This is a genomic window from Enterobacter sp. AC1 (genome assembly GCF_050434705.1).
GTDB classification, from domain to species: domain Bacteria; phylum Pseudomonadota; class Gammaproteobacteria; order Enterobacterales; family Enterobacteriaceae; genus Enterobacter; species Enterobacter cloacae_L.
Window position 1 is genome coordinate 541679 of sequence record NZ_JBNDIZ010000002.1, and the last position, 11887, is coordinate 553565.

The window sequence follows — 11887 nt, forward strand, 5'->3', positions numbered from 1 at the left end:
ATCAGGCGCGCTTGGCGCGACGTTCAGCAATAAATGCTACCAGGAAGACAGCGCCAATCAGGTCAAAGAAGCCCATGGCAATAAAGAGCGGGTTGAAGCCGATTTTGTCGGCGGTCACGCCGATTAACAGCGAGAACAGGAAGCTGGCGATCCACGCCGCCGAGCCGCGCATGCCGTTGACCGTCGCCATCTGGCCTTTGTCGAACGACTCCACGACCAGGGCGCTCAGCATGCAGGAGATGATCTGGTGCCCGAAACCGCCGATGGAGATCAGCACGATGGTGATATACGGGTCGCGGGTAATGGCCACGATGCCAAGAGAGATCATCAGGAACGCACCGGTCACAGAGCTGGCAACGACCGAGTTCACGCGGGAGCAGCCGAACAGGCGGGTGTACAGACGCGTCAGGTAGCCACTCGCCACGCTGCCGAGATCGGCGGCGAGGAACGGCAGCCAGGCAAACATCGCAATCTGCTTCAGATCCATGCCGTGCTCTTTGGCGAGGTACAGCGGCACCCAGAAGCTCAGCACCGCCCAGGCCGGTTCCGCCATAAAGGCCGGGATGGCGATACCGTAGAAACGCTTGTTTTTTGAGACGGTTTTCAGCGCGGTCAGGAAGGGCAGTTTCACCGCAGGCGGTTCGTTATCCTGCTTGATAAACGCCAGCTCGTCCTTGCTCAGGTTCGGGTGCTGTTCCGGGTTGTGGTAGAACGCCCACCACAGGATCACCCACAGCAGCGCCAGCACGCCGGTGAACATAAACGCGCCCTGCCAGCCAAACGAGGCGTGAGCAAAGTAGATGATAGGCGGGGCCAGCATCGCGCCGATGGAGAAGCCCACGCCCGCCCAGCCGGCGGCAACGGGACGTTCTGATTTCGGGAACCATTCGCCGATCGTTTTGGCGTTCGCTGGGGTAGCGGCGGCCTCAGAAGCACCCATAAAGAAGCGCAGAATCGCCAGGTGCAGCCAGCTTCCGGCGCCCGCATGGAAAATACACATCAACGCCCAGACCCCGGCGCAGACCATAAAGCCAATCTTCAGGCCGATAACGTCAATCAGCCAGCCGCACAGGGGCTGGAAAATGGTGTAGGCGATCTGGAAGGCGCCGACGATCCAGGAGTACTGCTCGGTGGTGATCCCGAGGCTCTCTTTCAGTTCCGGGGCGAGGATCCCGAGTGAGTTTCGGGTGATGTAGTTAACGGTGACGCCAAGTAAGAACAGCACCAGCACGTACCAGCGCAGGTTCTTGATGACGCGACGGGTTTTGCTTGTCGCAACGGTGTTATTGATGTCCTGACTCATTTTACTCTCCACAAGACGGACGGTAAGGGGACGGAGGTTCAGGCGTCACACGGATTGTTATGGCTTTGATTTCTATCCGTTTAAACTGCTTAAGTTGCTATACAACTAGTATGGAAGTTGTGTGACAAGTTCACCTTAAGGGAGAAAATGAGCGGGCAATAGTGGATTTTGTGCAAAATTTCTCATAACTGACCTCAACCCTCTGGCATGATGGCTTTTATGTCAGTTATTGCCTGACGGATACGCTATGAAAATTTTTTCATTTCGCAAATGGAGCCAGATCACAAAATGGATAAAAGGCTAAAAATCACCGAAATTGCCGCTCGAACGCAGCTCTCCATCAGCACCGTGTCGCGGGTGCTGGCGGGCAAAGCAAACACCAGCGAAAAAGCGCGCGCAAAGGTGCTGGCGTGCGCGCGGGAGCTGGGGGTAATGGACGCAATGGCGGCGGGGCGACTGCTGCTCAATAGCCTGGTGGTTTTTGCCCCCCAGCGCGCCTTTGACGAGCGGTCCGACATCTTTTACTACCGCGTGATCCAGAGCGTGGGGAAAGGGCTGGCCTCCCATGAAGTGCGGTTACGCTACTGCGCGCTGGAAGAGAACGACAGCGACGCGCAGCTTTTTCTGGCGCGCATGAACGAGCCGGATACGCAGGCCGCCATTCTGCTCGGTATCGACGATCCGCATATCCACGATCTGGCGGTGGATGTTGGTAAACCCTGCATGCTGATCAACTGCCGCGACCGCCATATGCGCCTGCCGGCCATCGCGCCGGATCATCGCGCCATTGGCGAGCGGGCGGCGGAATACCTGTTCGAGATGGGGCACCGCGAGGTGATGACGGTGCTCTGCCTGCGGCGCTACACCATGGAGCAGCGCCTGTCGGGGATCCGCGATGCGTGGCAATCCCACAACCTGACGTTCAACGACAAACGCGATCTGCTGGTGGTGCCGAGCTTCAGCGCGCGCGAAACGGAACATATGGTCAGCGGCTGGCTCAGTGAAATGCAGGGAAAGGATTTACCGACTGCGTTTCTGGTCGGCGGCGACTTTATGGCGGCGGGCACCATCAGCGCCTTACAAAACCACGGTCTGCGCGTGCCGCAGGACGTCTCGGTGATGAGCATTGACGGGTTTAATCTGGCGGCGATTCAGGATGTGCCCCTGACGGCAGTGCATGTCCCGCGCGATGAGCTGGGAACGGAAGCGGTGCATATGCTCCAGCAGCGGCTGATGCGCCCGGACGCGCCGGTGGGGACGTTGCTGCTTAACGGCACGCTGACCGTGCGGGAGTCGGTTCGGCGGATACGTCAGGGGAAACGACGCACCGCCGTTGAGCGGGAAGGGCTGTATGACAGTTAGGCCATGCCCAGCGCGCGCTTGCCGTGGATGTTCAGGTCGGCCACGGTAAAGCGGTCCTGCCAGCTCTTTTCATAATCTTCGCGCGGGAAATCCCCTGGCGACGCGCCGGTTTCCAGCGCTTCCTTGACCTTCTTCGCATAGGCGAGGTTTTTCTCGCACATCGGCGCGGCAGGAATGTACATCACGTTGCCCCAGCCCTGCTGGTTTTCAACCGGCGCAACGGAGTGGATCACATCGCAGTGCCACCACACCGAATCGCCCGCGTCCAGCGCCGGAATGCTGCTTAACGCTTCGATGAGCAGCGGGTGCCACTTCTCGGATACCGGCAGCACGCGCCCCGGCGCGACGCCGCACAGCTCGTCTTCCGGCACGTCGTCCAGCAGCGGACGCAGCAGAATATAGGCCATAGCCTCCGGGATGGGCACGACGTGCAGCAAGCCCTGTCCGGGGATCATATCCGACAGCGCCGTCCAGCCCTGAAAGGTGCGGAACACGGAGCATTTGGTGGTGTTATCCACGGTGTACTCTTCCACTTCAGTGCGGTGCGCGGCGTTCCACGGGTCGTATTTATCGACGTTGCCGTCAAACACGCGGGCAAACACCTGCTGATAGGCCGGCAGCAGCCAGCGCTCCAGCGCGCCGGAATCGGTGTGCGCACCCAGCCCTTTCGAGGTGGTTCCCGGCGGACGGCGACGAATGCGATCCGGATAAATCACGCTCACGTCCGGGTCGAACCATCGTTTGCCGTTGCTCTCGAATGTCCATAAACGGTTCAGGAACGACTGCACCTGTGCCATCTCTTCGCTCTGGCGCGCCTGCATTTGCGCCTGCGACCAGTAGATCGGGTAAATCTCCGGGCGAGAGGCCGTTAAGGTGCCGAAGAAGTTATCACCCGGACCTTTGTACACCTCGTCAAACTTGTTGAGATCGAGGTAGTCGAGCATCGACTGATCCCACGCCAGGGCCTGCTCGCGCGGGAAGTGACCTTTAATCACCGCGCAGCCGCGGCGTTTAACGGCCTCGCGCTGAGCGTCGGTAATGGTGCCGTTTTTCACATCGGTAAACGGGATCACCGGCCAGACGGGTTCGCCTTTATTTTTGAGGGCGTTAATTTCCGCCACGCGGGTGGCAATCTTATCGCTGAGCTTATTGAATACCGCCTGCACGTCGCCGATCTGCGCGCGCAACTCGCGTTTTAACTGACGGATTGCCGCTTTGTGATCCGTCGGCAAGGTTTCACTGGTAAAGGTCATAACTGCCTCGCATCTTTCATTCGAAAGTAAAAGTGTCTACAAGTGATACTTTAAGTTAAAAATAAGTTAATGCAAGTTTAAAAACTTGATGTGCGCCACAGGATGGAAAAGAAGAGAAGAGCCGGAGCAAGGCTCCGGCGAGGAGAGGATTACGCCTCGAACGGGGAATGGGCGTCGAGAACGGCCTGAATGACGTTCAGCGCGCCCTGATGATTGTTATCGTCGGTGGCGTAGCGGGCGATCTCTTTGATGCTTTCTGCCGCGTTGCCCATCGCAAAGGAGTATTTCACCAGCTTCAGCATTTCCGCATCGTTGCCGCTGTCGCCGATACCCACGCACGCCTGCGGGGACACGTCCCAGCGCTTCAGCAGCCGGCTGATGCCGTTGGCTTTGTGCAGGCCAGGAATAATCAAATCGACAAAACCGAAGCCGCTGGTGACCGGCTTCATGATGCCGTCGAGCGACACGTGCAGTTTATCTACCAGGCTCGGAATATCGCTGTCCGGCAGGTTCAGGGAGAACTTAAACAGCACGTCGTCGATATCGTGATAGTCGCTGATGCGCTTTAAGCGGTGATAGTGCTTTGACATGAGCGCTACGAACGTGTCCGGCGCTTTGTCGCTGACGTAGGCGCTCTCCAGACCGCAGGCCACAAAGTTCAGCCCTTTGTCTTTCAGCAGTTCACCAATGACGATTTGCGATTCATGACGGGTCAACTCGCCGTGAAAAATCTGTTCGCCGCGATCGAACACCAGCGCGCCGTTTTCCGCCACGAAGGAGATCTGCTCTTTCAGTTCCGGGAAGAAGGAGATGAGCTGGTAATACTGGTTGCCGCTGGCGACAACGAATTCAATATTACGGGCTTTAAGCTGCTCAAACTGTGCCTGAAAGCGGTCTCGATCGTACTGCTTGGCATCATCAAGGAAAGTTCCGTCCATATCGGTGACGATAACTTTTACGGTCATACATTGCGCTCCTGGGTCACTGCGTTTTGAAACATTCTAATAACAAGGTGACGGGGAGCACAAATTTAATTTCATTCGAAAGTAAAAGCAAAACGGCAACCAGGGTTGCCGTTTTGAGTGTTTTCTCCCTCTCCCCGTGGGAGAGGGCCGGGGTGAGGGCATCAGCCTGCGCATTTCCCCTTAGGGGATGCACCGTTACAGCGTATGTTCGGTACGGGCAATAATGTCGTCCTGCGCATCCGGCGACAGGGCGGTGAAGAACGCCGAGTAGCCCGCCACGCGCACCACCAGGTCACGATACTGGTCAGGGTGTTTTTTCGCTTCCAGCAGGGTTTCGCGGGAAACAATGTTGTACTGAATATGCCAGCCCTTATGCACCTCGAAGAAGGTCCGCAGCAGCACCATCAGCTTCTGGCGATCGCTGTCGTTTTCCAGCGTCGACGGGTTCAGCTTCTGGTTAAGCAGCACGCCGCCGAGAATCGCCTCGGTAGGCAGTTTACCGACTGAGCCAATCACCGCCGTTGGGCCGAGATGGTCCGTACCGGAAGCCGGGCTTGCGCCTTCTGCCAGCGGGGTGTGCGCTTTGCGTCCGTCCGGGGTGGCCATTGTCGCTGCGCCAAACGGCACGTTTGCGGAAATAGAAGAGGTGCCCGCGTAGTAGTTACCGCCAATCGGGCCGCGGCCGTAGCGCGGGTTGTGGTACTGCTTCAGCTCTTCAATGTAGGTCTGATAGGCACGGGTCAGCAGCATATCCACGCTGTCGTCATCGTTGCCGTACTTCGGCGCGCCGTTAATCAGGCGCTGGCGCAGCTGTTCGTGGGTCAGGCCGTCGAAGTCATCCGCCAGCGCGGCCGCCAGCTGCTGTTGACCGAGAGTGCCTTGCTCGAACACCAGCTTCTTCACCGCCGCCAGGCTGTTACCGAGGTTGGCGATGCCCACCTGCAGGCCGGAGACCCAGTCATACTTCGCGCCGCCCTGCTTGATGCTTTTCGCGCGTTCAATGCAGTCGTCCACCAGCGCCGAGCAGAGAATATCGTGGACGTTCTCTTCCAGCATGGTGTCCACCACGTACTCAATCTCGATGGATTTGCGGGTGTAGTAGCGGATCTGGGTATCCCACGCCGCCATCACCTCCTCAAAGTTATCGAAGTTACCGGCAGAGAGCGCTTTCTCCTGCGGCAGGAACACCTTGCCGCTGGTGGCATCGCGGCCGCCTTCCAGCGCGGCGAGCATTACGCGGGCAAAGTTGATAAAGCTCATGCCGGTGCAGCGATAGCCCCACTTGCCGCCGACGGCGGTCTCGATGCAGCCAATCGCGGCGTAGTCATAGGCGTCCTCTTTCTCGACGCCGAGCTTGATGAATTCCGGGATCACGATTTCATCGTTATTGAACGCTGGCATCCCGAAGCCGCAGCGGATCACCTGCACGCAGGCGTCGAGGAAGTCGTTGCTCATGCCCGCGTGGTAACGCACGCTCAGGTTTGGCTGGGTGGAGCGCAGGCGACCGCAGGACTCCAGAATCGCGTAGGAGAGCGGGTTGACCGCGTCCATCGGCTCACCGTTGACCAGCTTCTGGCCACCGATGGTCACGTTCTGGTACAGCGGGCTGCCGGCAGAGGCCTTGGAGTGCGAGCCGGAACGGATCTTGTTCACTTCCAGCAGCTTCAGCCAGCAGCTGTGCAGCAGCTCAATGGCGTGCTCGCGGTCGAGGCTCTGGTTCAGCTCCACGTCGCGGCGATAGAACGGATAGAGATACTGGTCCATTCGGGCAAACGACACGGAGTGGCCGTTGGACTCAATCTGCAGGATCAGCTGGATGAAGTAGCACAGCTGCAGCGCCTGCCAGAAGGTTTTTGGCGGCTCGTGGGCTATTACGTCACAGTTTTCCGCCATGGCCAGCAGTTCGTTGCGGCGGCTTATGCGGGTTTCGGTCACGGCCATTTCACGCGCCAGATCGGCAAAGCGTTTGATGTGCAGGCTCACCGCCTCCAGCACGATATCAATCGCCTTCAGGAACTGGTCGCCGTGCAGGTCTTCCAGCACCGTCAGGTTGATACGCGAGCGGCGCTCGGCCACTTTGGCGCGCAGGCCGTCGAGACCTTTCTCCAGCACCAGGGGGAAGTTCACCGCCAGGTGCGCGTCGCCGGAGGTCATGTTGCCTTCGGCTTTGATAATGCCGGTTTCGAGCAGGCCTTTCTGCTCGTCGGTGAACATGCCGTAGCAGCGATCCTGCACCGTCTGGCCGCGCCACCACGGGCAGATTGCATGCAGGACGCGCTTGTTCTCTTCGCTCACCGCAAAGCCCGCGCCCGGGCGATCCGCCAGATCGTCGATCTCTTTCTCAATCCAGGAGACGGTGTATTCCGGGAAGATCGGCGCGGCGCGCACTTCGCTTGCCTGGTTACCGATGATGAGCTCATCGTGTTTGATCCAGATGGTGCGCTCGGCCAGGTGATGCGCCAGCGCCAGGGCGCGACGCACCGGGATCGGCTTGTCCATGTGCTGCTGATACATTTCGGTGTAATGCTGCGCGCGCTCGGTACAAACCGGCGGCTTGACGATATGTACGAGGGCCGTTTTGTGCGCTTTAATGCGCTCGCTGAGGGTGTTGAGATTCAGGGTCGTCATAAGTTTATCCTCGTAAGGTCGCGGTTAACCCTTTCTGGCAGGCGTACTGCTGCACGAAGTCCAGCAGTGCAGGGTTATCCAGCGGTTTGTCAGGGGCAGAGTAAGGTTGGCCGAGCAGGGTGTATTTGTTCATGCCCAGCGTGTGGTACGGCAGAAAATGAATATCGTCGACGCCGAGCTCGTCGGCAGCGAAATTGGTAATGGCGGTAACAGAGGCTTCATCGGCGTTAAAGCCCTGGATCAGCGGCACGCGGATGGTGATTTTTTTCCCGGCAGCGGCCAGGCGTTTCAGGTTGTCCAGGATCCGCTTAGCCGAGCCGTCCGTCCACTGCTTGAACACCTCACCGTCGACGTGCTTCAGGTCGGCGAGAAACAGATCGACGTACGGTAAAGAGGGCTCGATATAGTGCCACGGTACGTGAAGACAGGTTTCGACGGCGGTGTGGATCCCCTGTTCGTGGCTGGCTTTAAACAGCGCGTGCGCCAGCTCCGGGTTCATAAACGGCTCACCGCCGGAGAGGGTGATGCCGCCGCCGCTGCGGTCGTAAAAAGGCTTATCACGCAGTACGGTCGCCATGATCTCCTCGACCTGCTGTTCTTCACCACAGACGGTCAGCGCCTGCGTCGGGCAGCAGTCGTTGAGGGCGTTGAGCGTCTCATCGTCAAGCTTCTCACGATGGATGACCATTCCGTTCAGCGCGCGTTCGATACAGCCCGGAGCCGCCTGCTGGCACAGGTCGCAGCCGTCCAGGCACAGGCGGGCATCAAACAGCACGTCCCGGCTGCGGGAGCGGCTTTCCGGGTTCTGGCACCAGCGACAGCCCAGCGAGCAGCCTTTCAGGAACACCACGGTACGAATACCGGGTCCATCGTGGGTAGAGTAACGCTGAATATTGAAGATCATGTTTTTGCCTCTCATCTTGCATATGAAGATTAAATTACTTTCGAATGAAAGTTATCTTGATGCAGGTCAACTCTTGAGCAGGTTTTGTCGTGATAGGGTAAGTGCAGGCTAATTTTGAGGGTGACATCATGGAACTTTATCTCGACACATCCGACGTTGCGGCAGTCAAAAAGCTGGCGCGTATCTTCCCGCTGGCGGGCGTGACCACCAACCCAAGCATCGTTGCGGCCGGTAAAACGCCGCTCGACGAGCTGCTGCCGGCCCTGCACGACGCGCTGGGTGGCAAAGGCCGTCTGTTCGCCCAGGTGATGGCGACTACCGCGGAAGGCATGGTGGAGGACGCGCGTAAGCTGCGCGCCATCATTAACGACCTGGTGGTGAAAGTACCGGTGACGGCAGAAGGGCTGGCGGTAATCAAGATGCTGAAAGCAGAAGGGATCCCGACGCTGGGCACGGCAGTTTACGGCGCCGCGCAGGGAATGCTGTCCGCGCTGGCGGGAGCGGAATATGTGGCGCCTTACGTTAACCGCGTGGACGCACAGGGCGGGGACGGGATCCAGACCGTGGTTGAACTGCAACAGCTGCTGACGCTGCACGCACCGCAGTCAAAAGTGCTGGCCGCGAGCTTTAAAACGCCGCGTCAGGCGCTGGACTGCCTGCTGGCAGGCTGCGAGTCCATCACGCTGCCGCTGGACGTGGCGCAGCAGTTTATTACTTCACCCGCCGTGGATGCGGCGATTGTGAAGTTTGAGCAGGACTGGCAGGGGGCGTTTGGACGGACGACTATCTGACGGGTTTGCCGGCTGGCGCTGGCGCTTACCCGGCCTACAATTTTCTCCCTCTCCCTGTGGGGTGAGGGTTCCCCACAAAATAATGCCTTCACGGACGACCCCCTCTCCCTTGAGGGAGAGGGCTGGGGTGAGGGGGAACATACGGCTGTGGAGGTCATTCCGTTCACTTCATGTTCCTTGCTACTCTGTAACGACATGACCGGTGAACGTGCCAGGGTGGCTCAATCGCCACCACCCTGGCGACCCGGGCTCCCGGCGGTAAATCGCCGCTTCGCGGTGCCCTCAGCTTATTCCTTCAGGCTATCGGGTCGGGCATGAGCCCGCATCCCTGCAGGCCACGCCCTCTCGGCGCATCCCTGCGCCTCGCCCCGGCCCTACGGAAACGCTTCGGCGATTTACAGCCGGACCAGGGCATCGCTGTAAGCCATTCATTTTTCTGAAGCAACATTCATCGCTTCCGGTTAAAAAAATTACTGGGGATCCCTCAGCCCACAGGGAGAGGGAGCACACACTAAAACGGCAACCTCAAGGTTGCCGTTTGCTTTAACTTCCGCAAACCTCACATCCCGGATTACGCATCAGCTTCATCGCGCGGAACTGGCAGGTCATCGCGTCGTACATCACCATTTTCCCCGCCGCCGGCGTACCGTAATGCGCCAGGACTTTAATCGCTTCCATCGCCTGCAGTGACCCGATCACGCCGACTAACGGCGCCATCACGCCCGCCTCGACGCAGGTCAGCGCGTTCTCGCCAAACAGGCGGCTCAGGCAGCGGTAGCAGGGGTCACCCTCCGCGTAGGTGAAGACGCTGATTTGCCCCTCCATGCGGATCGCCGCCCCGGAAACCAGCGGCGTTTTATGCGCAAAACAGCCCGCGTTTAGCTGATTGCGGATAGCCACGTTATCGGTGCAGTCGAGCACCAGATCGTGCAGCGCAATCTGCGCAAACAGCGCGTCGTCATCCAGCATCGCGTCAATCAGGGTAAACTGAACGTTGGGGTTGATGCGGGCCAGCGCCGCGCGGGCAGAGTCTACCTTCGGCTGGCCAACCGTCGCGTCGCTGTGCAGCGTCTGGCGCTGCAGGTTAGACACCGACACGGTATCGAAATCCAGCAGCGTCATCCTGCCTACGCCCGCCGCGGCAAGGTACTGCGCGGCGGCGCAGCCCAGACCGCCCAGACCGACGACCAGCACGCTGGCCGCCTTGAGCGCTTCCTGACCCTCGAAGTCAAACCCGCGCAGCACAATCTGGCGGTTGTAGCGCATCATCTCCTGGTCGCTCAGCTCCACCGTCATGTCAGCCTCCGAACAGGTGGTTAAAGCTTTCAACTTCAACCCATTCGCCCGCTTCCACGTTGCCGCGCTCGCACTCCAGCACGATAAAACAGTTGCCCTGGCTGAAGGAGCTGAAAATGTGCGAGCCCTGGTGTCCGGTGGTGCTCACTTCAGGCTTACCTTCGGCGTTGCGCGTCAGAATGCCGCGCTGGAAATCGAGACGGCCCGGGGATTTTTTCAGGCGCGTGGCGGCACGCACGCGCTGGCGTTCCGGCAGCGGGCTGGCGCGGTTGCCGGAAAGCTTCGCCAGCAGCGGTATCACCAGCTGGTAGAAGGTGAGTGCCGCAGAGACCGGGTTACCCGGCAGGCCGCAGAACCAGCCGTGTGTGAGCTTGCCAAAGGCGAACGGTTTGCCCGGCTTGATGGCCAGCTTCCAGAAGGCGATTTCGCCCAGCTCTTCAAGAATGGTTTTGGTGTAATCCGCTTCGCCAACCGAGACGCCGCCCGAGCTTATGATCACGTCGGCAGACCGATCCGCTTCAATAAACGCGGCGCGCAGTTTTTCCGGATCGTCAGGAATAATGCCGAGGTTAATCACCTCGCAGCCCAGCTGCTCCAGCATCAGGTGTATCGCCAGACGGTTGGTGTCGTAAATCTGGCCATCCTGCAGCGGCTGGCCCGGAAGCTGCAGCTCGTCGCCGGTGGAGAAAACGGCGACGCGCACCTTACGGATAACGTCGATTTCGGCAATGCCGAGCGACGCCAGCACCGGCAGTTCACCCACCGTCAGCTTCTGTCCGGCGGCAAAGACCGTCGCGCCGAGGGTAATGTCCTCGCCGGTACGACGGATGTTCTGGCCCGCTTTAACGTTCGCGGTAAAACGCACGCCATCGTCGGTCTGTTCGGTCTCTTCCTGCATCACCACGGCGTCGCAGCCAGCGGGAACCGGCGCGCCGGTCATGATGCGCACGCAGGTGCCCGCAGGCCATTCACCGCTAAACGGCTGACCCGCAAAGGCTTTACCCGCCACCGGCAGGGCGTTACCCGTCTGGAGATCCGCCAGGCGCACCGCGTAACCGTCCATGGCTGAGTTATCGAATCCCGGTACGTTAAGCGGGGAGACAATATCGCGCGCGGCAATACGCCCAAAACAGCGCACGAGGGGTAACGTTTCTACGTCCTGCAGCGGGGAAAGTCGGTCAAGCATCTGCGTGAGTGCCGTCTCAAGCGGCATCAGTCCGGCGGTAAAATCCATGGTGGGCTCCTGCACAGTAACAACGAAAGCGTCCATTATGGCAGAAAAGTGCCACTAACAGTATGACCCGGAGGGTGTACGCTTTACATCACAGTTGCGTCTTTCTATATTCAAAAATCATCTGAAGTTTCATCGACGATAATGATATTTA

The 11887-nt window shown here is 59.2% G+C and carries 9 protein-coding genes; 2 read left to right on the plus strand and 7 right to left on the minus strand.

Annotated elements, in window-relative coordinates; translation table 11 throughout:
• Position 1: 1 nt before the first annotated feature.
• Positions 2 to 1303: an MFS transporter gene (locus M2433_RS07470; RefSeq protein ID WP_059310708.1), complete on the minus strand. Its 1302-nt coding sequence runs from the start codon at positions 1301 to 1303 to the stop codon at positions 2 to 4.
• Between the two features lie 288 nt (positions 1304 to 1591).
• On the opposite strand from M2433_RS07470, the gene M2433_RS07475 reads away from it, so the two are divergent.
• Positions 1592 to 2665 (plus strand): LacI family DNA-binding transcriptional regulator, encoded by a 1074-nt coding sequence (locus tag M2433_RS07475; protein WP_429053298.1) that lies wholly within the window; start codon positions 1592 to 1594, stop codon positions 2663 to 2665.
• On the opposite strand, the gene M2433_RS07480 is transcribed toward M2433_RS07475, so the two are convergent.
• The 4 genes from M2433_RS07480 to M2433_RS07495 form a co-directional block, all read right to left on the minus strand.
• The gene (locus M2433_RS07480; RefSeq protein WP_429053297.1) at positions 2662 to 3918 is read right to left on the minus strand and encodes a DUF1479 domain-containing protein; all 1257 of its coding nucleotides are present in this window, start codon (positions 3916 to 3918) and stop codon (positions 2662 to 2664) included. The genes M2433_RS07475 and M2433_RS07480 overlap by 4 nt on opposite strands.
• A gap of 149 nt (positions 3919 to 4067) precedes the next feature.
• Positions 4068 to 4883 carry a Cof-type HAD-IIB family hydrolase gene (locus tag M2433_RS07485; RefSeq protein ID WP_429053296.1) on the minus strand — a complete coding sequence of 272 codons (816 nt, stop codon included), beginning with the start codon at positions 4881 to 4883 and terminating at the stop codon, positions 4068 to 4070.
• 195 nt (positions 4884 to 5078) lie between these two features.
• On the minus strand, positions 5079 to 7511 hold the full coding sequence (locus tag M2433_RS07490; RefSeq protein ID WP_429053295.1) for a formate C-acetyltransferase/glycerol dehydratase family glycyl radical enzyme: 2433 nt from the start codon (positions 7509 to 7511) through the stop codon (positions 5079 to 5081).
• Positions 7512 to 7515: 4 nt separating this feature from the next.
• A complete protein-coding gene (locus tag M2433_RS07495) occupies positions 7516 to 8415 on the minus strand; it encodes a glycyl-radical enzyme activating protein (RefSeq protein ID WP_429053294.1) in 900 nt (299 codons plus the stop codon).
• Between the two features lie 128 nt (positions 8416 to 8543).
• Here M2433_RS07495 and fsa point away from each other — a divergent pair, with 128 nt between their 5' ends.
• Positions 8544 to 9206, plus strand: a complete 663-nt coding sequence (gene fsa, locus M2433_RS07500; RefSeq protein ID WP_429053293.1) for a fructose-6-phosphate aldolase — start codon at positions 8544 to 8546, stop codon at positions 9204 to 9206.
• A gap of 543 nt (positions 9207 to 9749) precedes the next feature.
• On the opposite strand, the gene moeB is transcribed toward fsa, so the two are convergent.
• Both moeB and moeA read right to left on the minus strand, forming a co-directional pair.
• A complete protein-coding gene (gene moeB, locus M2433_RS07505; protein WP_429053292.1) occupies positions 9750 to 10502 on the minus strand; it encodes a molybdopterin-synthase adenylyltransferase MoeB in 753 nt (250 codons plus the stop codon).
• A gap of 1 nt (position 10503) precedes the next feature.
• Positions 10504 to 11736: a molybdopterin molybdotransferase MoeA gene (moeA, locus tag M2433_RS07510; RefSeq protein WP_429053291.1), complete on the minus strand. Its 1233-nt coding sequence runs from the start codon at positions 11734 to 11736 to the stop codon at positions 10504 to 10506.
• Between the last annotated feature and the right edge of the window lie 151 nt (positions 11737 to 11887).